Genomic DNA, 26,941 nt, shown 5'->3' on the forward strand with positions numbered 1-26,941 from the left:
TCTTGCATTTGTCTGAATCAGGATAACCAGGATGGATAGGATGTTCAGGATATATAATCCTGCCCTATCCTGGGAATCCTGATTCAGACAGTGTTGATAAGGCTCAAAAGGTCATATGTGTCGATTTTGAGTAACTTACCCAAACTCCCCCTCACCATTCATGGAGAGGGGGCTCTGGAGAGTGAGGTAAGCGGGTCAGTTATTTAATACCAGTTCCTTAACTTTTCCAAGAAAGGAGACAGCACCAGAATAATCTGAAAATATTAAGATTATCTCTTCATACCTATAACTGTATTCATCATATCATCAACAGTTGTAACTGTTTTTGAGTTTGCCTGGAATCCCCTCTGGGTGGTGATCATCTTTACAAATTCTTCTGAGATATCCACATTTGACATCTCAAGTGAACTTGGAGAGAGGGTTCCAAGGCCATTCTGACCCGGACGGTTTGTAATGGCATCTCCGCTGTCCCGTGTCTCCCTGAAAAGGTTGCCGCCAGCATTGTACAAGCCATTGTTATTCAGAAACTTTGCAAGACCGACCCTGAAGAGCGGTATAAGCTCTCCATTGGAGTAGATACCTGTAATTGTCCCGTCTGTTGCAATATCAACGCCCTCAAGATCCCCTGCAGCATAACCATCTGCGGTCTGAAATACTGTTGTCGAAGCCTTGGCATACTGTGTTGTTGACATGGAATCATTCTGAAAATTGGCACCGTCAAACTTTGCTCCGATATCAAATTTTATATTGTTTTCCGTTGAACCATTATCCCCTCCAAGAAAATCAGCTGTAAAGCTGAAATAACCTGTATCCCTTATATCATCTTTGGCAATAGGCTTCCATGCAGTTGATCCGCTTATATCAAACTCAATCAGACTGACATCCTTAAAGCCGGTAATATCCAGAGGCTTGGTAAATGAGAATATGATATCATCTGTATCATCTTCATTGCCGGAACCATCAAGATCAATCATGGCTTTTTTTTGATCACCTGTCAAAGTAGCCTCCTGGTACTCTTCTGGAGGAGAGTCAGGATCAACAGTTAAAATCAATGTTGAACCAGCTCCTGGAGCAGCAGCAGCACCTGACAGGTCAATGGTGAGATCATCTCCACCATTACCGTCAAAGTTAATATTCACATTGGTTCCTGCTGTTATGGCGGCATCAGGATATACTGTTGGAGGAGATGGATCAACTGTAAATGTTATCGAATCATTGTGCGATACAGAAGAATCAAAATCATACCTAATAACTGTACCACTGACAAGAGTGATCTCAAGTACGTCTGCATTATTTGCAGCAGCATTGATTGTTGTACCCGCAGGTGCAGCAGTCAAGCCCCAGTTTGTTCCACCACCAGCAGGAGCAGGACCATCAAATGTAATCACATAATCACCCGCATCCTGAAAGACGCCATTTGTTGCATCGGGAGTAATTGTCCGTTGTGCATCCACAACACCTAAGTTTAAATCCTCATCCACAATATCCTCACCGGTTGATTTGAAGGGCATATTCCAATCCCATGTACCATTGACATTGTCATAGGCAAGCTGAAGATCCTTTACATACTTGGTCATGGCAGATGGATCACCAGGATTAGCGGGTGATGGAGTTATGACAAATGGAGATGGCGAAAAGGCAGCATCTCCGGAATAGGTGATTTCAGGAATAAGATTACCTTCCTGGGCAGCAACGTCGGGATTTCCCCATCTCCACAACTTTTCCTCGGGGTACCACACAATATTTATACCTTCATCATCAATAGTCATTACACTGGGGTCATTGACCTCTATTGTTGTATTGCCATTTTTTGTCTCACCAACAAAATTGGATCCGTCAATTCCCTGTACATGAATATCCTTTTCAGCATTGATATCAAAAAGAACAACATCCCCTGTATCTGAAGGTTTGTCCAGTGCTATTTTAACATCATCTTCCTGATCATCGTTATTCAGTCGAATATATATATTTTCACCATCAGAATAGGAAATGGTTGCATCAGGATAATTTTTTACTGCAGTTGGAGCATCCAGGGTAAATGAGAGCGCATCATTGGCTACAGCTCCGGCAGCATCAAAATCATATCTGATGACCGTTCCGCTTGCAAGTTCAAACTCAAGGACATTGGCCGTGTTTGTAATTATACCACTTGGCCCCAAGGCTGGTGTAGATGCACCTGCACTCCAGGGAGCTGCACCTCCTGCAGATATGAAGCTATAATCACCCAGATCATTATAAATACCATCAGTGCCGGGGGTTATGGTACGTCTTGTGGTTGTGGAGATATCAAGTACCTGATTCTCAATATTTCCACCGTTTTCGTCAAAAAGAAGATGGGAAAGTGACCATTCAGTGCCATCAAATTTCAATTCAAATCCATATCCATCCTCTTTCATGGTTTCCGTATCTTCAATTGTAAAGTGGATATCTTCATCATCATTAACACCAGATGAAGAGAGGTTTCCGATTCTTCCTGTAAGTTCATTCATGGTAATATCAATTATATCCCCACTGCTTTCACTGAAGGTGATCGTGCCCTTTGCCAAAAGGCCCTTGGCAGAGGTGCTTTGAAGCAGCTCTCTTTTGTCATCCCCTGGTTCACATGCAATCATGTACTCCCACTCTGTTCCCGATTTTTTATCATAGTATATTGAGACATCATGGGCACTGCCAAGGGAATCATATACTTTTATAACTGTCTGATATTCATAACGTTCTCCACCAACATAAGCATCTTCATTTGTAGCATCCCAATAATTTGCCATTACATCGGATTTGCTTATGGCATCTGCATCAAGGTTTGTAATAGCAGTAATTTCAGTGCTCTGTTGGGGCGGTGATGTAAAGGTATCCATTATAATATTGCCAATTGCTCCCACATCATCACCGGTTTCACTGTCAAGTTCCCATCCCTGAACAACATATCCATTTGGGTTGACAAGCTTACCTGCTTCATCAAAATGAAAATTTCCTGCCCTTGTATAAAAACTTGCTTCAGCATCCATATCAGAAACTATGAAAAAACCATCACCGCCAATGGAGAGATCTGTTACATTACCTGTTGATTCAAAGGAACCCTGACCAAAACTCTGGGCAACCTCTCCAATTGACATTCCACGTCCTATCTGATCAACGCCTGATTGAGTGGAAACTGTCTGATTGAGGGTATCGGCAAAAGAAGAGACACCTTTTTTGAACCCTACAGTATTGGAGTTGGCAATATTGTTGCTGACAACCTGCATTACATTGCCCATATTGATCAATCCACTTGTACCTGTAAAAAGTGAACTTGAAAGTGCCATGATTATACCCCCTGTACTTTACTTCAAAATTATTTTACGAAAATTCAAATATATAGAGTCAGAAAATCTGTTTAAAAAGCAATAGAGCCTAAAAAGTATCATTTTACTTCGGTGACCGAAGACAAAGTAACAATATCATCATGATCACCAACAACAAGGTATTGCGCCCCTTTAAAACTCTTTATTCCTGTGACTTCTCCTGAATTTGTCGTCTCCACACTACCGGAAGCTGAAGTCACTGAACAGGAGTAAATACCATCTGAAACTTTACTGCTTGCATTATCCATACCATCCCACTGAAAAACATTCTCACCCTCGACAGTATCTTCGGCCAAAATCTCAAACCTGTTGATTTCATTACCATTTGAGTCAAGTATCTGAATCGCGACATCTTCCTGTGCATTTAGATTAAAGCGAATACCATCACCGGAAATTTTTTCCCCGTCAACTGCCATAATATGATCTGAATAGGATATATTTTTCCCAAGATAATCCATCATGGACATTGATGCAGAATCTCCCGTGTCTGAAGAGGGTTCAGATACACTGACAAGGGAAGAAGGGTTTACAGGAAACCCGTCAACCATAAGATATGCCTTCCCGCCTTGATAGGCAATTCCTTCCACCACACCGGAAATTGTAGTGGAAAGAGTGGCAAACCCATTTCCACTGTCTGCCACAACTTCATAAGAATAGGAACCATCCTCAACAGAATCCCCCTGATAATTGGTTCCATCCCAATCTACATCGTATTGACCTGGCCCCAACTGACCAGGATAAAGAGTTTTTACAATATTTCCCTCTGAGTTATATATAGTTACCATAACTTCGGAAGTTTTGGAAAGCTCGTAGTAACCTTTGGAAGGTGTGCCAGATTCAACTTCAATGGAATTGACCTCACCTGTCACCTCTTTGCCAACAAACCCTGTTACATCCACTTCAGAGCTGTTCTCAAATGCTGTAACCATTGATTTCATGGATTCATTGAGATTTAAAAGCTGTTCAAGTGAAGAGAACTGGGCAAGTTGCGCGGAAAAATCGCTACCTTCCATGGGATTCAAGGGATCCTGATTCTGGAGCTGTGCTACCAGCATGGTAAGAAAATCCTCCCTTCCAAGATAATCTTCTTTCTCTTCCGTATCCCTTGCCTGATAAGCACCTGAAAGTTTCTGAAGGCTGCTGCTGCCTGTTGCATCAATTGTCATTTCAAATCTCCTTTTACAGGTGATGGTCTCGTAAAAAGTCCAAAACACCAAAATCACTATAACAATTTCAGTTCGTTACTGCTGAAACAATCTCGAAACATAACTTTTTACAGGTTCATCACAGGTGTTCAGGCCACAAAATGAAGCGCTCCATTACCATAATTATGCAAATCGGCAATATCAATCTCATCCACAGAAGAAATATCACCGTTATTTCCACCCTTACCGCGGCCTCTTCCTGAACCGGAAGAATTTGAGTCATTATACTGTTCTCTTGAATCAGCCATGGACTGGCTGAAATCACTTCCCATCTCCACATCAAATCTCTCAAGATTTATACCGGTTCCTGCAAGGGTAGCCTTGAGATCATTTGCACTGCCTGCAAGAAGCTCCTTTGCTGCCCTGTTTTCCGTAACAATACTGACTTTTAAGGTATCTCCGTGTGTATCTATGGTCATGAATATTCTGCCAAGCTCAGCAGGTTTCAACTGAAGTCTGATTTCACTTTCACCTCTGTTAAACGCTCTGAGAATACTTTTCCCCACTTGATTAGTAACATATGATGGAAGTACCGAAGTTCCACTTTTTTCCCGAGCCACCCCAAGCTGTGCCTCTCTGGATTGTTCTCCTCCTGAAAATGCTCCGCCTGAATGCCCTGAATCCATGGAGGATGAATTTTCCCCTTTCTCTATCCTTGAAAACAATAGACTGGAATCATTGAGAGCTCTATTAAGTCTGGACTCCGAATTATTCTGCCCTGGAGAGGTTGCATTTTTATCCATTCCGACATCCATTGCATCAAGAAAATTAGTGATATCCTGACTGTCAAAGATCGAAGAGGAAAGCGGTGTTGCCCCAGCAGTAGTGGCTGTTCCCTGATTATCCTGGTAATTTGCTACATTCAAAAGTGCCTTTTGAAAAAAAACAGGCAGCCCTGCAAATGAATTTTTAACATTGTTTCCATTATTGCCAGCAATAGTGACATTGCCAACAAGATCGCCTGAATCATCAGAATCAGCCCCCAAACGCTCCATAAGTGAATTTAAAAAAGATTTGAGGTCATTTGTTTTCTCTCCATCTATCTTTTCAGAATCAGAAATGACACTTAATCCACCAGTATCACTTTTCAAGCTATCAAAGCTCAAATCATCAGAGAATGAATTGGCATCACCTTTAACTTTAAGCATCGCTGCCAAGGTATTAAAAAGGTCGTCTCTCTTTTCATTGCTTCGCAAGTATGAATCAAAGTTTTTCACAGCAGACTCAGCATCAACAACATCATCGGATTGAGATGATAAATTATCTGATAGATTGTCTGACGAATTAAGAATAGAAAAGATTTCAGATGACTGCCCACTTTCGATCAATTCTTCCATCAATAAATTAAATACATTAGAATCACTTATTGTGTTTGAATCGTTAACTTCAGAGGGAACTTCTCCTGAAATAAAGGTAAAATCATCTGCTATTTCTTCCAGGGGGTCTGAAATTTCATCATTTTCATCCTGTGAGTTGAGCTCTCCCTGAGTCAACTGGTTTATCATATCAATTACATGCTTAAGGGGATCATCATCGGAAAGAACTTCCTCATCTGAACCTGACGCCACATCGTCAGAATCGTCATTAACGTTGCTTGATGCTAAAGCCTTGATCATCTCTATTATTCGTTTCATGGGGTCATCATCGGAAAGAATCTCTTCCTCTGAAACAGGCGTCACATCTTCTGAAGCGTCATTAACGTTGCTTGATGCTAAAGCCTTGATCATCTCTATTATTAGCTTCATGGGATCATCATCGGGTAATACCGGAAAGCCTTCTTCATCTAAAGATACGCCTGAAAAATCTGAACCCCGAGCGGCAAAGAATTCTCTGAGTCTTGAAAGCAAATAGCTTGATTTTAAAGACTCATCATCGCCGGAAACAGACTCCTGTGATAATAAATAACTGTTATCAGATTCAATATTTAATGATGACTCATCTGAAACATCTTTTTTTCTCAAACTTTCAAGTGCAGAAACAAAATCTCCAAGAGTCATGGCAGAAGGATCTGAAACAAGATTTGAGGTATCATTATCAGCAGATGAATCAGACACAGTTATATCAGCAAGCAAACCCATTTGGGTTAACATGTTTTTTATTGAATCATCATCTCCGGATACCTGAAAATGAGTACCCTCTAAAAAAGCTTTATTCTGAAATGCCTGAAGCTGCTTTATGAGGATATCCATGTCAATACCTTGATTCTTAATCTCAGCAGAATCAAGAATAGAGGCTGCTGTTTCATCTGGAATACCAAGGGATTTAAAAATTGATGAGAGAAAAGGAACAAAAGATGTATCAAAAAAAGGTGTCTCTTGCGTGCCTGATTCAGCATTTACGAGATCTTCTGAAAAAGTTGATTCCGCATCTTCACTTATGTTTGCCATAATCTCCAGAAAATCAGAATCACCGCTTCCATCAACAGAAATTACAGCATCGGAATCAAGGGAAAAAAGTCCATTCACTAAATCAGATAGCAGAACAGTCTCACCGTCTCCATTCTCTTTGAGAGAATTCACAAGCTCTTCAATTTCCGCACCTTTGAATCCGGCCTTCATCAGAACATGTTTCAATTTTTCAAGGCCATTTTCTCCAACCGATATTTTTCCAAGATCCTCACCAGAAGCCATAAGGTACTGTTTCAGTTTGGATAAAAAATCAAATCCGGTTGCGCCTTTAAGATCGCTTAAAAGGGAATCCTCAGATAGCTCAGAATTTGAGAGTCTGGAGCTTAAAACTGTATCCGCAGAAGTATCCCTATTTATCATTCCCTTAAGTTTCAATGAATTCGAGTCAGGCAAAAACCTGCTTAGCTGCTCTGCAAAAGAAGAGAGTCCAGAAACTTTTTCTGTTGATGATTGGCCAAATGATTTTCCAAGACTGGAAGAAGAGGTGGTTCCGGTCATTGCCATCTGGGCCAAAAAAATATTATTATTCATTGCAGCACCTGTAATTCAATATATGGGTTAACGACCTTTATAGCCTGTTTTCTATCAAATATAGCCTGTTTTCTATCAAAAAGAGTGTCAACAAAGAATAATGCAAATAACGCGCCACAACCGCACACATCTTTATTTTTTTATAATATCAAGCTATTACATTCCAAAGAGGCAAAATCATTATATACTTCGACACAGCATTCAAAGGCTAAAAATTCCTGTTTACAAGAATATACAGGAAAAAATTACCTCCTGGAAAACTTTGGAATGAGCACCAAATAACATTATGTCGATTTTGAGTATTTAAAACAGACTCCTTAATATTCAATATACCGCATCACTCTTTACGGTGTGCAAGCCTTTCGCTTATTTTTGCTGCCTGTTCCTTGTCAACATGTTCAAGAATTTTTGACGCTTTTCTTTCCGCTATCCTGGATATTATCTCGCTTGCAACTTTGATATCCATTTGACTTAAAACAGCCCCTGCGCTTTCCGGTGCCATCTTTGCGTAAACAGAAGCCATATGGGTCATCTTTTTTTCAAATTCAGCTTCCTTTGCTCTCTCCTGGGCAAGTTCTTCGTCACTTTTGACCTTCTGGATCATTGCCAGATCGTCCTGAATCTGTTTTTTAAGAGCTTCAAGTCTTTCAAGGTTTTCGTCTATCTCTTCCTTGAACTTTTCAAGGGCTTTTCTCTCCTCTTTCAATGCCTCTTCTTCTGCCAGCAAAGCCTTTTTTTTATCCTCAAGACCTATAAGTACAACCTTTGCAGGATCAGGGCACTCAGGACATGGAGGCGGAGCATTAGGATCAACATCGCCACCCTCTTCGCCCTCCTTGGGAGCTTCATCACTTTTTGTATCCTGTCCGGTTTGAACCTCATCTCCTGCATTTTCCTGGTCACCATCTGCTGCAAATGAAAAAGTGGAGATCAAATTCGGAGAAAATGAAAACAAAAATCCAATAAAAAAATGAAGAGAATAAAGATTGCCTTGTATTTAGGATATGACACATATTTTTTTCCATTTTCGTCAAGAGTCGCCCTGATTCTTTTTTCTTCGTGAATAAGAAAAGCTTCTTCTTCATGCACACAGAAATTATCTACATCACAGAAATCAAACTTTTCCTGGCCACAAATATGACCGGTTCTACGATAATTCATGGGATGCCTCCCTTGCTTTCTTTAAAGAGGAGATATCATCTGCTATTTTTTGCTCTTCTGCCACCATCTCCTCAATATATTCACTCCTTTTTTTCTCTCTCAAACGCTCTATCACCTTTCGATCCACGCTCTTTTTTGTAAGCTGTTGCTGTTTTGTCTCAAGCTGTTTCTGCAGATGAACATATTCCTGCTCTTTAAAGGCTATGTCATTTTCAATGGAATCCATATAATCGTTATATTGCCGAAAAAGCAAAGCAGGAATACCCCTTGCTGTCTCCCTGTCGATATGTTCTGCAAGTGTCTGACGTTCTTTATGCATCTGCTCAATCATCTGACGGCATTCATTCACATCCATCAGCGCCTTCATGGCTTCCTGACGTGCAAGATTTTCAAGATGCTTCCGATATTTCAGAACTGCCTGAAGTTTAAAACTGAATTTTTTCAACTCAAAAACCTTTTTAAACGGGCATGATTGATTTCGTATCAATCACCCCCAAGTATAAAAATGATAGTCATTTTCACGGTAAAAGGATATCTTTCATTGGAATCTTTACATTTTTCTGAAAAGCACACCTAATTATTTGAGAATCTGATTTTATGCCGTCTATCTTCTTTTTCCCTTTGGAGCCTGGGCAGGAGTTCCCTGCTGAAGTACCTGGGTCAGCTCCTTTACACCCATCTCAAACGGAATTCTTCGGCTCATATCCTGCCTTAAAAAACCGTTTATTCCCGGCATCAATCTTTTTGCCTGATCAATTCTGGGATTTGAGCCATCAACATAGGCTCCAATGGCAATCATATCCTCAGCCTCCTTATATGCTGCCATGATATCAATGGCCTGCTGACGAAGCTTTATATGTTCAGGCTTTGCCACATCCCTGAAAACCCTGGATGCACTTGCAAGCACATCAATTGCCGGATAGTGCCCCCTGTTGGCAAGGTCCCTTGAAAGGACAATATGGCCGTCAACAATTGAACGCACAGTATCACCCACAGGATCATTTAGATCATCGCCTTCCACAAGAACAGTGTATATACCGGTAATTGATCCGCTTCCCTCAACATAGCCTGCGCGCTCCAGAAGTATCGGGATCTGAACAAAAAAGGAAGGAGTATATCCCCTTGATGTTGGTGGTTCTCCGGCAGCAAGCCCCACATCCCTTGAGGACATGGCAAAACGGGTGATGGAATCCACAATCAGAAGAACATGTTTCCCTTGATCCCTGAAATATTCGGCAATGGTTGTTGCAAGATATGCCCCGCGCATCCTTATAAGGGGCGGCATGTCCGATGTGGCAGCAACAACAACAGCGGTTTTCATTCCCTCTTCTCCAAGGGTATGGTTTACAAAATCCTTAACCTCCCTTCCGCGTTCACCAATAAGGCCGATAACTGTAACCTCTGCTGTGGTGTGTTTTGTCATCATGCCCATCAAAACACTTTTTCCAACACCGGAACCTGCCATGATTGCCACACGTTGACCCCTTCCAAGTGTAATCATGATATTTATGGCTGAAATTCCCACATCAATTGGTTCATCAATGGATTTCCTCTCCATGGGGTTAAGCGGCTTACCATAAAGAGAATATTTAGCTGTGGGATTGAATGATCCCTTGCCGTCAATGGGATTGCCCATGCCATCAACAACACGGCCAAGCAGCCCGTCCCCCACATCAGCCATTGGCAGATCAGCCAAAGGAACAATACGGCTTCCAGGCCCTATGCCCCTTATATCTCCATAAGGCATCAGAAGCACCCTCTCCTCCCTGAAACCTATAACTTCTGCTTTTATCTCGCTGCCATGATCATTTTTAATAAGACATAGACTGCCTACTCCAAGCCCCAGCCCATCACCTTCTGCAATAAGTCCTATGACCTTGGTTACCCGCCCCTCGGGTTTTACTGTAATACATGTGTCAATTGCGCTGTTGAATTTATCCCAGTCCATATCCATCATCTTTAAATTAGAAAGTGTCGATTTTGAGTATATAATCTATTGAATTTATTGACAGACAAAATATAATTAGTTAAAATTTAACATCTAACTTGTCTTAAATTTGAATATATTACAAAAATTAACGAGAAGTGGAATATCATACACCTGCTGACATAATACTTGAAACCACAGCTTCAAGACGGGATGCAATATCAGTTTCAACCTTTGCCTTTGATGATTCAATTTTACACCCCCCCCTCATGACAGAAGGGTTGGAAACCACGGATACCTGTTTAAGCGTTTTAAACTTTTCAAAAAAATCATCCTTAACCATCTCAATATACTCATAATCTTCAGGAGAAATGTTCAGGGTTATCTCCTCTGGTTCCGGCATCACAGCAAGTGCATTAAGTATTGAGTCTCTGACAACCCCTTCAGTGATATCTACCTTTGCAAAGGTAACTTTTTCAGCTATTTTACAGATCAAAGATAGAATCTGCTCTTCCTGATTCTTAACCAATGTCTGCCATGAGTTCTCAATTTTTCCACAAATATCTTCAATAATAGCTATCTGCTCCAAAGCCTTTGCATCACTTAACACCTTTCCATCGTTTTCTCCCTTTTCAAGACCAGCATCATAGCCTGCCTGTTCTCCTTTTTCCAGACCTTCCTGATAGCCCTGCTCCCTTCCACCTGAAAGCCCTTCCTCATAGCCCTGTTTTTTGCCCTGCTCAAAACCTGTATTAAAACCCTCCTGAAAAGCAAGCTCCATTTCAGCAGAGTTAACAGTTGTTCCCCCCTCCTTAACTGGTGACTGAACTCCATCATCATGGGAGGCCCCCTGTGATAAAGGCTCTCCGGAATCAAGTTTTCCTCCTTTTGCAGCACCATCAGATTGGACGTCAGGCTCCAGGTGGCTATCATGTTTTGGTGATCCCCTTTCAGAAACCTTTTCTTTGCCGTCACCAACTCCCTGGACAGATTGAGATGCATTGTAATCACCTTGAGAGGAATTGCCTGAATGCTTAGCACTGGAAGCCAAAGAAGTGCTATTATAGTCAACTCCTCCATCTGGCGGCATGGTGTTGCCACCATTTATTTCAACAGAAGCACGATGAACAGAAAAAGGCTTGAACTCATTTTCTGGGTGGTGTCCATCAGAAGAGTCATTTTGGGCATCCTGATTATAAATACGATGAAAAAGTCCATCATCCCCTGTATTGTCAGGCTCATAAAGTACCTTGAATTCATCTGCTTCAGATAGAGAGTCCTTTCCAGGGATACTTTTCCCACACTGCTCAATCCCTGTTATGTTCCATGGACGAAAATCATTATCATCATGGTGTATGGTGGACTGTGCCTCAGTTTTATTTTCTGCACCCATATTTTATCCTCAAGAGGTGGAAATCTATTTTAGTAATTGGGTTTAATTAACTTACCCAAACTCCCCCTTGCAAGTCTGTAAAATGTGGCTGGGGCTAGTTGAATGGACAAGTTATTAATCAGAATCGACACCTATGATCTTTTGAGCCTTGTTAATACTGTCTGAATCAGGATGCCCAAGATTAACAAGATAAGGCAGGATTATCTATCCTGAACATCCTTTTCATCCTGGTTATCCTGATTCAGACAAATGCAATAACTGCCGGGAAAGCAATAAGATGTCGATTTTGAGTTATTAAAAATCAATTCCTTACTTTTTACAGGAGCATCAAATATGAGAATTGATGCCTGGCAAAATTTCATCAGACAAGTACATCGTCTTTTCCTTTGCCTCCAAGGGTTATTGTACCATCTGCCTCAAGCTCCTTTGCTGCCCTGACAATTGCCTGCTGGGCTTCTTCAACCTCTGCAAGGCGCACCGGTCCCATGCTGTCAAGGTCATCCTTGAGCATCTCACCAGCTCTCTGGGATAGATTGGAGAAAATCTTATTTTTCATGTCTTCAGTAGCTGTCTTCAAAGCATAGGTGAGCTGCTGTCCTTCAACCTTTTTGAGTATCTCCCTCATTGAGCGATCATCAACACCCACAAGATCATCAAACACAAACATCATGTTACGGATACTGTCAGCCATCTCGGCACTATCCTCTTCCACCTGCTCCATGACAATCTCTTCTGTGGCCTTGTCAACACCATTTATGATATCCACAAGAACCTGAAGACCTCCAACCTTGCCTCCAGGCCCCACAGCACCGCTCAATTCCATCTTAAGGGCCTCATCAACATCACGCACCACCTCTTCGGATATCTGTCCAAGTTTTGCTATTCTCAGAGCAATATCGCCCTTTTTCTCATCAGGTACAGCCATAAGGATTTCAGATGCAATATCAGAAGGCATATGAGCCAGAATCATGGCAATGGTCTGGGGATGCTCATTTACAATATAGCCTGAAAGAGTTCCTACATTTACATCCTTGCTCCAGATAAATGGACGTGCCCGCCTTCTTTTTGCAAGGTCATCCAGAATGGCCTGGGCACGATCATCCGGAAGACTTTTGCTTACAACCTGTTTTAGAAATGATGCTCCCTCAACAAGCATCCTTGGCTCTCCTTCAAACTTGACCACAAAATCTGCTGAAACTGCTTCAAGCATCTCTGGAGTAATTTCGTCAATACGAGCCATTTCAAGGGCAATATCCCCCATCTGAGTATCATTCATTGTTCTGAAAATTTTAGATGCATACTCTTCGCCCATGGCAATCAGGAAAATTGCCGCCTTTTGAGCGCCGGTAAGTTTTGCAGGATCTATTTTATTAGGTGGAGCCATTAATCCTTATCCTCCTCTTTTTCCTGAACTTCCTTAAGCCAACCCTTTATAATATTTGCAGAACGCTCAATATCTTCCTTTGCAAGGTAAGAGGCTTTCTCGGAAATTTTAATGGTTGAATAGTAAACTGCCCGTTCTGAAGATGGAAGTGCTGCGATAAATGCATCCCGCTCTTCCGGAGTCATGGTCTCCAAAAGATCCTTTTGCTGCTGGGGATCCATCTCTATAAATGACAGCTCCTCTTCCTCAGGTGGCTCTTCAAGCAGGTCTTTATCATCAGGCTGTGGTAGAGCTGCCTGTTCTACGCTGGTCTGAATATCCTTTGCAGTCTTGATGATGGGTCGAATAACAAACAGGAAAAGAAGCAGAATAAGCAAAATGTTGGCAATGGTGCGTCCATATTCTTTCTGAATCATCCTCCAGCCCTTAAGTTCAGGTTCCACATCTCCCATCTCTGCAATTGAAGCAAAAGGAAGTGATTCTATTGTTACTTGATCCTCGCGTTCCTCATTATAACCCATGGCTTTTGCCACAATCTGTTGAAACTGCTGCATCTCCTCATCGGAACGGGGGACATAGGTTCTTGTGCGATTTCCCGTATCATCTGTTTTATATTCATATTTTCCATCAATTACAGCAGCCACAGAGACCCTCTTTATGAGGGCCATGGGCTTTACTGTTTCACTTGTTCTTCTGCTCAACTCATAATTTACAGTTTCACTGCTTTTGCTGAGCTGCTCCACAGAGGCATTACCATTTGGATCATCTTCGGGAACAATGGGATTTACACTGGAAGGGGTACCGTCATTCTGAATATTTTTCCTACCTGATTCACTCAACGCCTTTTTGCTTCTTATAAAGCTGTTATTAAGCTGTAAAGGATCATAAATCTCCTCACTTACGCTGTTGGTACTGAAATCCATTTCAGATACAACACGGACAATTGCCTTATCCTTTCCAACAATCCTTTCCAGCATGGTCTCAATGCGTTTGGCAAGATCTTGCTCATACCTGTCTTTATACTCATATTGATTCTGGGCAAGATTCTGTATGTTCTCCTGCTCCTTCTGCTTCTTTTTTTCAGCCATGGTGGTGGCTTCAAACAGAATTCTGCCGGCTGTATCCACAATGGTGACAAGATCAGGAGTCAAATCCTCTATGGCACTTGCCACAAGGTGCGCTACAGCTGCCACCTTTTCATCATCAATATCTGATTTCAGCTCAAGCATGATGGAGGCCGAAGGCTTTTTGGTCTCTTCAACAAAAACAGAATCCTTTGGCAGAACAATCATCACCTTGGCATCTTTTACCTCTTCAAATGATCTTATAGTCCTTGCAAGTTCTCCTTGTATTGCACGCAGACGATTTATCTTCTGAACAAATTCTGTTGTACCAAAATCAGTCTGATCAAAAATTTCATATCCAACGCCTGATCCCTTTGGAATTCCCTGACTTGCCATTGTAAGACGTACATCATAGACTTGAGCATCAGGAACAAGAATTGTTTTGCCGCCGTTCTGGAGCTTATATGGAGTCTTTGATTCCTTAAGCTTCTCAACAATCAAAGAGGCATCCTCTTCCTCAAGCTCTGTATAGGCAACCTTGAACTCAGTCTTGTTTGCCCATATGAACATGGTTGTAAAACCGGCAATCATGAGGACAACCACCATTCCCAGGGCAATTTTCTTGTAAAGGGACATCTCCCTGAATAATTTTACGACCTGTTCAAAAAAAGGATTCATAACAACAGATACCCCCCTGCTTCCAGAAACTCAAATACTTATGAAATAATTCTACTTTGTTATCTTCGCCTGCTCAACTTGAAAATCGAGGTGATACGTCCTATTTTCAGATGCTTAAGCATGAACACTCACGGAATTTTAGAAAAAAAACAAAACCTAACAAAGTAGAAATAGTCATCATAATATTAAAAAGACATCGAGCTTATCTCTTTGTAGGCTGCCATGGCCTTGGAGCGAACAGCGTTCAAAAGCTTAAGGGATGAATCTGCCTTTGAAATGGCCTGCATGCCCTCATGTATTCCAACCTCACCTTTAATTACTCCCTCAATGGCATCATCTGCAATATGCTGCTTACTATTAACATCCTTTACTGCTGCATTAAGCCTTTCAGAAAAAGAGGGATCTCTTCTTAAAACGCGATCTGAAATATGTTCAGTTTTAAGTGATGGTTTTCCAGTATATTGTATTGGTGAAATAGCTTCTATAGAGTCAATTGTAATCATGGCTTTACCTGATAAAATCCTTTCTTCCCCGTGATATGACAAGTATTCACAAAGGAAAATTTATTAATCTGGAATACTATTGTGCCGTCAAGGTTTGACTGTCGTGTAGAAAAGTACTTGAAATTTTGAAACACCTGAAAATTCACACGACAGTTTAAACTTGAAGAACCACTACATTTACCTACTCAGCTTATTTACCTATCTCAAGGGCTTTTGCAGTCATACTTTTGGTATTTGCAAGAGCCGTGGCACTTGCCTCATATGCTCTTTTTGCCACAATCATGTCAGCAACTTCTGTAAGGTGATCCACGTTTGGCATGGCAACATAACCTGTGTTGGGGTCAGCATCCGGATGGGCAGGATTATAAACCAGCCTGAAATCTTCCTGTGATTTTACAATTTCAGCCACATCACAACCAGTTCCCCTGCTCTCGCGTGGGGGCTTGTTAAACTCTATGGGATCGAATTCAATTGTGGCGATCTCCTTGTTTTCGTTTTTCCATGCCTTGTCAAGGGCAGTTTCAAAATCATCGATATCCTTGCCTGAAAAAATAACCATCTGACGCCTGTATGGCCCGCCCTCTTTTGTTCTTGTGGTATCCACATTGGCCAGATTCTGGGCAATAAGGTTCATTTTGGTTCTATGGGCTGCAAGGCCAGTTGCACTTATTCTTGATGAATCCATAAGGTATGTCATAATTTATTGCCCTCCTTAATATCTTTCAGTTTTGCAGGTGATGCTTTATTGTCCTTAATCTTGGTTCTTGTTATACCTGCTTCCTGTTATACCTGCTTCCTGTTATACTTAGTTCCTGTTATACTTGGTTCCTGTTATACAGACCTTCATTTATTATTTTTGTTCCAACAGGTTGATTCCATTATTGCCCGGCTTCCTGAATTGTCGTTTTAAGAATAGTCATTTTTCTTAAAAGCATTTCTGCTGTGACTCTGTATTTAATATTGTTTTCAACAATATTTGTCATTTCAGTGTCTATATTAACAGAGTCAAGGTGGTTGGCATCAACAGATTCCGTATTATAAAGCTTCATGGAAAACGGCGAATCTTCTTCAATGCCGGGAAAATGTTTTTCATGGGTCATGTCAATTTTCTGCTGTGGCTTGGTCTCTCCCATGGCCTTTTCAAGGGTCTTCAGGAAATCAAGATCCCTTGGCTTATAGCCTATGGTATCCATGTTGGCAATATTTCCGGCAATCAGATTATGACGTTTTGCAGAAATATCAAGGGAGTTGGAGAGCAGATCAAATGTTCTGTTATATATTCTTGAATCACTCATATGACACCTTTAAAGCCTTTGCAAAAATTATAAATTCTTGTTTAAAAAACTACCTGAAAGGTATTACAGCAATTTTCATGCCTTTTAAAAGTGATGCTCTCGTAATAAATCGGAAATGCCAAAAGCGCTATAGTATTCCAGATAATTAAGCTATCGAATTCCAGGGTAGTGTCATAAAAGTGTTGATATCTTTTTGTGAAAGCCCTGCTGAATCAAGGTTTGTGAAGAGCTCATCAACATATTTGGGACACCACCAATTCCAGATAATTAAATTGATAATGGAAAAGTCTAACTACCTGTTATCTTGATTAATTTTTTTGACCAAAAAATAAAATATTTTTCTGGTAAGCTATATTCATTATGCCAGTGGGTTATGACTGAAATAAACTCGAAATACGACTTTTTACAGGCTCATCAAAAATAAGAAAAGTGCAAAATACTTTTGGGACGATATGAAAGGTGCTCAATTTTACAAGTCACTGTTTTTCTTTGTATTCATTGAGCTTATTACGGAGAGTCCTGACGCTTATACCAAGTATCTGTGCGGCATGGGTTCGATTACCCTGGGTTTTATCAAGTGTGTTAAAAATCATACGCTCCTCCATCTCTTTTAGAGAAGATGGCGGCATCTTTTGATAAAAGTCATCGGGATTATCGTTATTTGCTTTATTTTCTGAAGAGCTGGAAGATAAATGATCATTAGGATGTATGACAGGGTTTGAAGAGGAATGAGTCGAGGGGGTTAAAGATGGGTCATTAACTGTATTTGAAGGTGAATCATCTGCAGAGCCTGAATATGAAGCATTTTCCACATTTGAAGGTGAATTATCAGCAGAACCTCCATATGTAGTGTTCTCGGCATTTGCAGTATTACCGGTATTTAAAGCATTACCGGCATTTGCAGAACCGGTATTTAAAGTATTCTCGACACTTGACGATGAAAGGTTGTCAGAAAAAACAACATCGTTTTTTTCACCCGAAGCAGCAACGGATGGTTTATAAGTGCCTTCTGAAAACTCGGTCTGGAAATCCTCCATCATCAAGTCCTCAGGTGCAATCAATTCATCCTGGGCAAGAAGAACAGCACGATGAATAATATTTTCAAGTTCCCTTACATTACCGGAAAATTTCTGACGACTTAACAGATCAAAGGCTTCGGGCGTCATTCCTTTGACATCCCTTGCGTCAATTTTTGTGTATTTCTGGATAAAGTAGTCACATAAAAGTTTAAGATCACCTATACGGTTTCTTAAAGGAGGTATAACAAGGGGAATGGTATTCAGGCGATAATAGAGATCCTCCCTGAACTGATTCTGCCTTATACTCTCTTTTACATCACGATTGGTTGTAGCAACAATGCGAACATCAACTTCCACAGGTTGTGTACCCCCAAGACGATCCACCACTTTTTCCTGAATCACTCTCAAAAGCTTTGCCTGCAGGTGGTACTGCATCTCGGTTATCTCATCAAGAAACAGGGTCCCCTTATGTGCAATCTCAAATTTTCCCTCTTTTCTTGCAACTGCACCTGTAAAAGCACCTTTTTCATGACCAAACATCTCACTTTCAAGAAGATTTTCAGGAAGGGCAGCACAGTTGAGTGCTACAAAAGGCATATTTTTTCTTTTACTGTTTTCATGGACAAAACGGGCAAAAAGCTCTTTTCCGGTGCCGCTCTCCCCCTGAATAAGCACAGAAGCTGTGCTGTCTGCAACCCTTTTGGCAAGATTTAGAAGTCGCAACATTGACTTGTCGCAGGTTATAATCTCAATATGGTTCTTCCTGCCGGGGAGACTTTTAGTATCAGCATCATTATTAGCGGCCTTTTCAGAATCAACAATTTTTGACATCAAATGGCGTGCAGTAAGGATTAACTGCTCCATTGAAAGGGGTTTTACCACAAAATCAAATGCCCCATGTTTCATAAGGGAGACAGCCTCTTCAACCAAGGGACGGAGGGAAACAACCATAATCTTTGTTTCAGGGGCTTCAACATTGATACGATTTAAAAAATCAAGCACAGAAAATTCCGGAGTATCAATATCTGCAACCACCAGGAAAAATTTCTGCCTGAAAACAGCGTTTTCTGCATCACTGCCACTTTGAACAGAATCAACCTTAAACCCCGCCTGTTCAAGGGCTTCTGTCATCTCAACCCGCTCTCTGAAGTCCTCCTGTATTATTAAAACTCTGTTTTCCAGCATATTATTCAAACCTTGTGACCGATCATTCATGAATTAGAAAGGGTTTCCGCAAGTGTCAAAGTAGAAAGACGTTCCCTTGCAAGGCGTGACCAGATAGAATCATCATCTTCTGCAATTTTTTCAAAAGCCTCCTTTGCCTTGTCAATGGCATTTGCCTTTTGATAGGCATCCCCCAGCATGAAGGTTATGTCAGAGCCAGGGCGCCCCGCATCATCAGAGAACTTAAGAGCCATTGTAAATGCCTCAGCAGCCTTTACAAATGTTTTTTTTTCAAGATAAGCCTTGCCAAGTGTCTTGTATGCTTCCGAAATCAGATCATAGTTTTCTCCTGGTGCAGATGCATAATCCACAACAGCCCTTTCGAGCAGTTCTGCTACCTTGTCCCACTTCTTTTCTTGTCTGTAAACCTCGGCCTCACGATTTAGTATGCGTGCTTTTTCGATTCGATCCCTGCTGAAACTATAGGCAAACTCATAATGCTTTTCTGAATTTACAAGATCTCCCTTCTTAAAATAAATATCCCCCATCCTGATAAAAGCCTCTACTTTTTCAGGTCCTTCTTCGACCATGGCAGTATAACTTTTAAAATGGTTCAAAGCTTCATCATCCCTGTCTGTTTCGTCCATTGCAATGGCAATGCCATAAACAAGTTCAATGGGACGATCGGACTCGGGAAACTCTTTGTAAGCCTTAAGCAATTGATTATAAGCCTGCCCGTATAAATGACCATCAAGGTAGGAGAGTCCTGTTGATAAAAATATATTACGGCTCTCCAGACGGTCAAGAAGAACTTTTGCCCCCTCATAGGTACGCAAAACTTCGGGGTACTGGCCTGTTTTAAGCTTTTCATCAAAAAGGGATTCATAAGCCTTCTGCATCAGACGTACAGCATCATAGCGCAAGCCTGTAGGATGAGTTGCCAGAAGCCTTTCAATCTCTTCAATGCATTTTTCATACTCCCCATTATTGTTATAAAGCTCTGCAAGACGCATCATTGCCACACGGGAGAGACGATGATCGGCAAAATTATTCTTTACCATAGTGTAGAGCTCTTCAATTTTCTCCCTCTCTTTCAGACAAAGAGCAAGCCCCATTGCACTGCCAAGAAAGCCCTCTGTGCCCGGGAATTTGTCCATTACAAACTCATAGACCTTTCTGGCTCTCTCCATCTTCTTTTCATTGGCATATGTATCAGCAATCCTTGTCATAACCATATCCTTGTCAGGAATATCGGCAAACAGATTATATGCCTTGCCAAGGGCATCCCTTGAAGGTTCATTGCGACCAAGGGCAAATTCAGCATCACCAATACTCAAAAGGACATCCGGAGAGTCATACATGATTTCAGGGTTTGTCTTGAGAAGGCCTGTGAGAATATCCCTTGAATCAATATAATGACGTTTTTTGAAAAGAGCTTTGCCAAGCCCCACACCTGCATCCACAGCATAAATGCTGTCCGGATATTTTTCAAAAACCACCTGATAATTTTCAAGTGCCTTTTCATTGTAATTTTTTTCATCATATGTTTTTGCAATATGATAAAGTACTTCCGGCATTCCCGAATAGTCAGGATACTCATCCATAACAATGGTTAAATACCCTTCTGCAGCAGCAATATTGTCCAAACGACCGGAAATCAGCCCTAAGGCAGTATAGCAAAAGGGGATCATGTCAGAGTCAGGCCATTTTACAAGCTGTGCCTGAAACAATGCCTCAGCCTGAAGCAGCGCATTGTAATCTTTGTCATCAATGGTTTTGTAATATGCATAGGCTCTTAGAAGCTCTGCCTTTTCAGCACATGAACTTTGACCGTTTTCAATATATCCGTTTAAAAGTTCATATGCAGATTGCCACTGGAATTGTTTCAAAAAAATCAATGCTTTTTTAAATTCCTTGTCACTGCAGGGTATAAGGTCAACCTGTGAAACAATATCACTTATATCACCTGCCTTTCCGACAACCACATTATCTGGAGAACCATAGGTTCTGTTTTCAATTCGGGGCTTTGGGGTTTCATGAACCAGGCGTTTTTCAGTGGTTGCATCAGATTCCCCTTTATTTTCAGGGGATGTATCAATCTGTTTTTGATCTGGGACTTTATTCTCCGCACCAACATCCTTTGAGTCAGGCTTATTATCCAGGATATCTCCTGGTGCTTTTTTTTCAGAAGGATTTGCAGAAGATGATTGTGATTTTTCAGAAGGATAGGATGATGAATGGGGAAGTTTGCCATCGAAACTTACAAGCAGGTTTAATCCTTTCTCATCCCATAGAAAAGATGGCTCATGAAACTTCTTTTTTCCAGTTACAAGTACAGCAATAACATTACCTGAAAGTGTTTCAAGTTCAACTTTCCTGAATAGTTCAGAATCATTCAGTCTAAGCTCTATGCTATTTGCAGGCTGAACGTTTTTAAGGGCAATCAAAACCTCGGTATCATCTACAAGAATTACTTTAATTGGTATCCTTTCACTTACCTGCAGGCGCAGGCTGGAAGGATCTGAACCTGAAAATATCCCTTTCAACTCCGCTGCCGAGGAATGGACAGACAAAAAGAGGCAGCATATAAAAAAAACAGAAACATACAGACCCCGGCATATGAAAATTCCATAGATTTTTTTTCTTGATTGCTTCATAATCCATACTTCCAGATTCTGTTTGATTATCTCGTAAAAACTTGGAAATATAAAAAAATTGATGTACCTGTAAAAAGCCCCTTTTCAGAATTCTTTCAGCCCTAACCATCTGAAAATATCAAGAACAAGCTTGGAATTTTGGACTTTTTATGAAACCATCAAAATAAATACTTACAAGATCAATAAACAGGCATGATTGCGTATCAATCACCCCAAATATAAAAATGATAGTCATTTTCACGGTAAAAAGAGACTAACTCATCTATCCCATTGCATAAAGAGCAATTAGTATGCCAACAAGTATTCAAGTCACAAATTATTAAATAGATAGGTTATAAATAGAGCTGTCGGCAGCAGTAGCTTAAGGAGAGATTATTTTATTAGAAAGTTTCCATAACATACTGATATATAAAGACTTTCATTCATCGTTGTGATGACTCGTGATCATGAGGGTTTATTAGAAAGTCTCCATAACATATTGACATATAAAGACTTTCATCCGTTCGATTGTGGTGGGAATCCGTCATGTATGTTATACATAGCAATCTGATGTATATCAAAAAAGAATTTCTTCTTCCTGCTCAATATTCATCTTCTTAATTTTTTCAACCAGAGTAGTACGGTTCATTTTAAGCATCTCGGCAGCTCTTGCCTTTACCCAGTCTGTCTGTTCAAGGGCATGAACAATCAAAGCCTTCTGATATGCCTCCACAGCATCATTAAAACCAATACCTTTCTCTAAGACAGCCGCTGCAGAGGCCATATCAAAAGGATCGGATTGGGATGTGATGTGAGATGGCAGGTCAACGATATCAACAACATCTCCTTCCACCATTACTGAAAGTCTCTCAACAAGATTTTCCAGTTCACGTATGTTACCAGGCCAAACATATGAGGAAAGGGCTGTAATGACATCGTCAGAATACTCTTTTCTGCAATCCCCGTGGCTTCGGGATTGTATCTTATTTTGAAAATGAGCAATAAGAAGAGGCAAATCAGTTATACGTTTTCTCAAGGGAGGCACATGAAGCGGTATAACATTGAGACGATAAAAAAGATCTTCACGAAAAATCCCCTCAGAAATTGCAACTGGCAGATCCTTGTTGGTTGCCGATATAATCCTGATATCTATGTCTGTTGAGGTCACACCGCCAACCCGCTCTATCTTCCGCTCCTGCAGTGCCCTCAGAAGTTTAACCTGAAGATCAGGGCTCATATCCCCTATCTCATCAAGAAAAACAGTACCTTTATGGGCCAGCTCAAAGCGTCCTGTTCTTGAACGATGAGCACCTGTAAAAGCCCCCTTTTCATGGCCAAAAAGCTCACTTTCAAGAAGCTCTCCAGGAATGGCACCACAATTTATCACAATCATGGGTTCACGACTTCTGTGGCTGTTGCTGTGTATGGCCCTTGCAACCAGCTCCTTGCCGGTTCCGCTCTCTCCTGTAATCAGCACCGAAGCATCGGACCTGGAAACTTTTCTGACTGTATTCAGAACATCCTTTATGGCATCACTCTCTCCTGCAATATCATCACAGCAAAATGTCATTACTGAACTCATTTCAATATCTTTTTGAGTTTATCTGAAATTGCCTCTGCTGTGAAAGGCTTTACCACGTAATTTGAGACACCGGCCTGAACAGCTTCAATAACATTCTGCTTCTGCGCTTCGGCTGTTACCATCAAAAAAGGAACCTTGGCATATTTCTTACTGGCTCTAACAGACTTTAAAAGCTCAAGGCCGGTCATTTTTGGCATATTCCAGTCGGAAATGATCAAATCTATATCATTTCTTTCGAGAGATTCCAGTGCGGTTGTTCCATCATCTGCTTCCAGAAGATTTTTAAATCCCAGCTGTTTCAGAATATTTTTTAAAATCCTGCGCATGGTTGCAAAATCGTCCACAATCAAAACCTTGATGGATGTATTCATTTAATTAAAATCTCCTTAATACCCGTCAGTAATATATTTTCTTTGTTACCACTACTGCATTTAAGCTCATGGTTAAGGGAGACACCCTGTTTTAAACAACTATGATAGCGGCTTTAACCCACCACACCATGGAAAAGTGAAAGTCTTTTGTAAACTTGGTTCAGGCCATTGCTATCACCAGCTTGCAAAAGAATCAAAGCGTTTAAAAACCTGCGCCCGGTTTTACCAAAATTTTCTACCTTTCAAAACAGACCTCTATTGTAAATTCGCCATCATCTGTATAGAAAGGAATCGCAATCCTTGGGCCATTTGAATAATGGGCAATGCTGTGACACTTCCCCATTATTACAGATGGTATGGCTGCCTTAAAAACCTTTCCCAACTCCTCAAGCTCTTTTCTGGCCTGGCCAGATACCATATTGGTTAATTCACCTACAGCATCAGCAATATCACCATTCAGATATTCCATTTTTTCACCAAGCATATTTGTAACAATAGTCAAAATACACTTCTCCTGAAAAGTAACAGATATCGTTCCATTTGCAACCCCAGTAAGACCAATAACCCCTGTAACATCACCCTTTGCTTCATTGTTTTTTTTTAAATAAGGTTTACCTGGCCTCACCTTGATAAATGCCATAGTCTCAAGCACATGAAGTGTAGCATTAATAAAAGGATTAATCAGCTTTGCATCCATTCTCAAATACCCCGATTCTCATCAGACATCATGATTCTGCGGTTACACTGTTATACTGAACAATATTTCTTAAATGGGTATAACTTTCAAGATCCATTGTATCAAAAACAATCCCCATTCCATGGGCTTCCACCCTTGCAACTCTCGCATTTATGAGCAATGTCAAACCACCTACAACACCTGAAAGTTCAATTTTAACCTTACATTTTTCCCCGGGGGAAACAGTTTCCATGGTTTCAACAAAAAGCCCCTTCATGCTTAAATTTTTCGATGCTCCTGTCACATCTCTCTCGTTCTCGCTGAAAAGAAGAGAAATTTTTGTCTGAAAATCTACCCTCGGATGGTTACGACGTCCCTTATTTACAACTTCTGCCATGGGAGTACCTTTTTCTGATAAGTACCAGTTGATATTTAATTTAATATTATATAATTTAGGCCTCTTTCATTTGCAAATTTACACGTTCCTGAACGCAATGCCGATCTTTATGCAACCTATTTCAAAAAGTGCAAAGTGCCTTCTGCATGATATGAAGGATGCCTTAATTTAATATTATTTCATAAATATTTTATGAAATATCGTGCCATTGGGCAATGTTTTTCCATCAAACTTTTTAAACAATAGAATGGAAATTTCTGAAGCAACTAAATTATTTATTCTCTGGCACTTTAGTGTAAAATGCTTTTAGTGAGGAGTGAAAGATATTAAATATGATACATCTTAAAACTCAGTGTTCTTTAAAGGTTTGATTGTCAGGTAGAGAAGTTTTTTCACCTTTTACCGTGAAAATGACTGTCATTTTTATATTTGGGGGGGGTGATTGATACGCAATCATGCCCGTTTAAATATATGAAAAGTCACCCGACAATTTAAACTTGATAAAGCACTCAGGAATCATGAGGCCATACCTCATCAACGACCCTCATAAATGCCTGGACAACATCTGGGTCAAACTGGGTTCCGGAACACTCATGTATAATTGATATCACTTTAACTTTATCCATTTTTTTCCGGTATGCCCTGTCAGAGGCCATTGCATCAAAAGCATCTGCAACAGAAAGTATTCTTGCAAGGCGAGGGATTTCATTATCTTTCAAGCCATCTGGATACCCCTTTCCATTAAAAAACTCATGGTGATGACGAATAATCTCCTGCTCCCTGTCCCACAATCCAAGCTGACCTACAATATCTGCTCCGATTGACGGATGCTCCTTAATTTTTTCAAACTCTTCAGATGTCAATCTTCCCGGCTTCAGCAGAATATCATCTCTTATGCCAATTTTTCCTATGTCATGAAGATGCCCTGCAAAACTTAATACATCAAGCTCCTCTTCAGTGCAGTTCATTTCCCTGCCAATTTCATAAGCAACCTCAGCAACCCTTGTGGAGTGCTTGCGTGTATATGAATCCCTGGCTTCAAGGGCTGCAACAAAAGCATAAAGAGTTGAAAAAAGGTTATCATATATATTTTCATAAAGCGCAATATTTTCAATAGCTGAAGCTGCTTTCTGGGAGATGAAGTTCATATAATAGATATCTTTATCAGTAAACCGTCTGTCTCCCTCTGTTATGGATGCACTTACAACTCCAAATGTCTTTTCCCTGATCTTGACAGGAACAACCATGAAGGATCGAATAAACTTACTTACTCCGGATGCTCCTGTATTATTTGAAATCAGGCATGGCTTATCTTCAGCAATGACATCCATAAAAAAACTATTCAGTTCAAATGGAAACTCGGAAACATTGAATGGACCGGCACAATGCGAGTTAAGATGAGTTGCAGCTATCGAAACAAAGGATGATTCCTGTTCTGCATGGATATAAAAACCAACATGATCAGCTTTTACAACCTCCATGCCAAGGTCAACGACCTTGTTAAAAATTCCATAACTTGAATCTGATGTTGCAAAATCCTCCATAATACGATTAAGTACATTGAGTTGTTCAACACGGGAAATCAGCTCATCATTCAAAGCCTGAAGTCGCTCCCTTCTCTCAACCTCCTCACGTAGAATAAGATTTTCAACAAACAGGCCCCGCTCCCTCATAATACGCCGGAAACACAGCTCCATCTGCTCAAGGTTCACAGGTTTTACAAGGTAGTCAACCACACCGTTTTTAAGCGTACGAATGGTATTTTCAAGGGAAGGAAAACCTGTCATAACCACAACAGGAAGTGTATTGTCAACTTTACGAATATGCTCTGCCAGCTCAAGCCCGTCCATTTCAGGCATGTTAATATCCGTAAAACAGCAGGCAATCTTGACAGAATTAATGATCTCTATCGCTTCAAGACCATTTGTAGCAGTATAAACCTGATAGCCTTTCCGTTCAAAATACTCTTCTGTAATCTCAAGAATTCCTTCTTCATCGTCAACCACAAGGATCGTATTTCTGCCGTTTTCCGTCATTACCTCCATTCCTCAAGAATCCTCTGTTACTCTGCTATATTTAAAAATATATCATTATACTAAAACATTTCTTTTTTCAATGCAAAATAAATTAAAAAAGAGCTACATATAACATTGGAATTGATTTTTAATAACTTGCCCATTCACCTCAGCCCCAGCCACATTTTATA

The 26,941-nt window shown here is 40.6% G+C and carries 19 protein-coding genes; all 19 read right to left on the minus strand.

Going from position 1 to position 26,941, the window contains the following annotated elements; genetic code table 11:
• Positions 1 to 269 precede the first annotated feature (269 nt).
• A complete protein-coding gene (locus MTBBW1_RS29690) occupies positions 270 to 3,302 on the minus strand; it encodes a flagellar hook-basal body complex protein (protein ID WP_245809471.1) in 3,033 nt (1,010 codons plus the stop codon).
• A 98-nt stretch (positions 3,303 to 3,400) separates the two neighbouring features.
• On the minus strand, positions 3,401 to 4,507 hold the full coding sequence (locus MTBBW1_RS19105) for a FlgD immunoglobulin-like domain containing protein (RefSeq protein WP_080806053.1): 1,107 nt from the start codon (positions 4,505 to 4,507) through the stop codon (positions 3,401 to 3,403).
• A 128-nt stretch (positions 4,508 to 4,635) separates the two neighbouring features.
• The gene (locus tag MTBBW1_RS19110) at positions 4,636 to 7,485 is read right to left on the minus strand and encodes a flagellar hook-length control protein FliK (protein ID WP_080806055.1); all 2,850 of its coding nucleotides are present in this window, start codon (positions 7,483 to 7,485) and stop codon (positions 4,636 to 4,638) included.
• Between the two features lie 337 nt (positions 7,486 to 7,822).
• On the minus strand, positions 7,823 to 8,440 hold the full coding sequence (locus tag MTBBW1_RS19115) for a MotE family protein (protein ID WP_139786823.1): 618 nt from the start codon (positions 8,438 to 8,440) through the stop codon (positions 7,823 to 7,825).
• Between the two features lie 192 nt (positions 8,441 to 8,632).
• Positions 8,633 to 9,091 (minus strand): flagellar export protein FliJ, encoded by a 459-nt coding sequence (gene fliJ / locus MTBBW1_RS19125; RefSeq protein ID WP_186441508.1) that lies wholly within the window; start codon positions 9,089 to 9,091, stop codon positions 8,633 to 8,635.
• A gap of 159 nt (positions 9,092 to 9,250) precedes the next feature.
• Positions 9,251 to 10,594, minus strand: a complete 1,344-nt coding sequence (locus MTBBW1_RS19130; protein WP_087881804.1) for a FliI/YscN family ATPase — start codon at positions 10,592 to 10,594, stop codon at positions 9,251 to 9,253.
• A gap of 145 nt (positions 10,595 to 10,739) precedes the next feature.
• Entirely contained in the window at positions 10,740 to 11,966 is a 1,227-nt protein-coding gene (locus tag MTBBW1_RS19135) for a FliH/SctL family protein (protein ID WP_080806066.1), read from the minus strand.
• Positions 11,967 to 12,327: 361 nt separating this feature from the next.
• A complete protein-coding gene (gene fliG, locus MTBBW1_RS19140) occupies positions 12,328 to 13,350 on the minus strand; it encodes a flagellar motor switch protein FliG (protein WP_080806068.1) in 1,023 nt (340 codons plus the stop codon).
• Positions 13,350 to 15,092 carry a flagellar basal-body MS-ring/collar protein FliF gene (gene fliF, locus MTBBW1_RS19145; protein WP_080806070.1) on the minus strand — a complete coding sequence of 581 codons (1,743 nt, stop codon included), beginning with the start codon at positions 15,090 to 15,092 and terminating at the stop codon, positions 13,350 to 13,352. Before fliF ends, fliG begins: the two co-directional genes overlap by 1 nt.
• A gap of 185 nt (positions 15,093 to 15,277) precedes the next feature.
• Positions 15,278 to 15,595, minus strand: coding sequence for a flagellar hook-basal body complex protein FliE (gene fliE / locus MTBBW1_RS19150; RefSeq protein WP_080806072.1), 318 nt, complete (start codon positions 15,593 to 15,595; stop codon positions 15,278 to 15,280).
• Between the two features lie 190 nt (positions 15,596 to 15,785).
• A complete protein-coding gene (gene flgC, locus MTBBW1_RS19155; protein ID WP_080806075.1) occupies positions 15,786 to 16,292 on the minus strand; it encodes a flagellar basal body rod protein FlgC in 507 nt (168 codons plus the stop codon).
• Positions 16,293 to 16,473: 181 nt separating this feature from the next.
• Positions 16,474 to 16,890 carry a flagellar basal body rod protein FlgB gene (gene flgB, locus MTBBW1_RS19160; RefSeq protein ID WP_080806077.1) on the minus strand — a complete coding sequence of 139 codons (417 nt, stop codon included), beginning with the start codon at positions 16,888 to 16,890 and terminating at the stop codon, positions 16,474 to 16,476.
• Between the two features lie 476 nt (positions 16,891 to 17,366).
• The gene (locus MTBBW1_RS30045) at positions 17,367 to 19,094 is read right to left on the minus strand and encodes a sigma-54-dependent transcriptional regulator (protein WP_080806081.1); all 1,728 of its coding nucleotides are present in this window, start codon (positions 19,092 to 19,094) and stop codon (positions 17,367 to 17,369) included.
• A 26-nt stretch (positions 19,095 to 19,120) separates the two neighbouring features.
• Entirely contained in the window at positions 19,121 to 21,730 is a 2,610-nt protein-coding gene (locus MTBBW1_RS19170; RefSeq protein ID WP_080806084.1) for a tetratricopeptide repeat protein, read from the minus strand.
• Positions 21,731 to 22,286: 556 nt separating this feature from the next.
• Positions 22,287 to 23,291 carry a sigma-54 interaction domain-containing protein gene (locus MTBBW1_RS19175; RefSeq protein ID WP_080806087.1) on the minus strand — a complete coding sequence of 335 codons (1,005 nt, stop codon included), beginning with the start codon at positions 23,289 to 23,291 and terminating at the stop codon, positions 22,287 to 22,289.
• On the minus strand, positions 23,288 to 23,662 hold the full coding sequence (locus MTBBW1_RS19180; RefSeq protein WP_080806089.1) for a response regulator: 375 nt from the start codon (positions 23,660 to 23,662) through the stop codon (positions 23,288 to 23,290). The genes MTBBW1_RS19175 and MTBBW1_RS19180 overlap by 4 nt, the downstream gene beginning before the upstream one ends.
• A 235-nt stretch (positions 23,663 to 23,897) precedes the next feature.
• Positions 23,898 to 24,359 (minus strand): chemotaxis protein CheX, encoded by a 462-nt coding sequence (locus MTBBW1_RS19185; protein ID WP_080806091.1) that lies wholly within the window; start codon positions 24,357 to 24,359, stop codon positions 23,898 to 23,900.
• A gap of 28 nt (positions 24,360 to 24,387) precedes the next feature.
• Positions 24,388 to 24,735 (minus strand): PilZ domain-containing protein, encoded by a 348-nt coding sequence (locus MTBBW1_RS19190; RefSeq protein ID WP_080806094.1) that lies wholly within the window; start codon positions 24,733 to 24,735, stop codon positions 24,388 to 24,390.
• Positions 24,736 to 25,244: 509 nt separating this feature from the next.
• Positions 25,245 to 26,771 (minus strand): HD domain-containing phosphohydrolase, encoded by a 1,527-nt coding sequence (locus tag MTBBW1_RS19195; protein ID WP_080806229.1) that lies wholly within the window; start codon positions 26,769 to 26,771, stop codon positions 25,245 to 25,247.
• Between the last annotated feature and the right edge of the window lie 170 nt (positions 26,772 to 26,941).

The sequence above is a fragment of the Desulfamplus magnetovallimortis genome (genome assembly GCF_900170035.1).
GTDB classification, from domain to species: domain Bacteria; phylum Desulfobacterota; class Desulfobacteria; order Desulfobacterales; family Desulfobacteraceae; genus Desulfamplus; species Desulfamplus magnetovallimortis.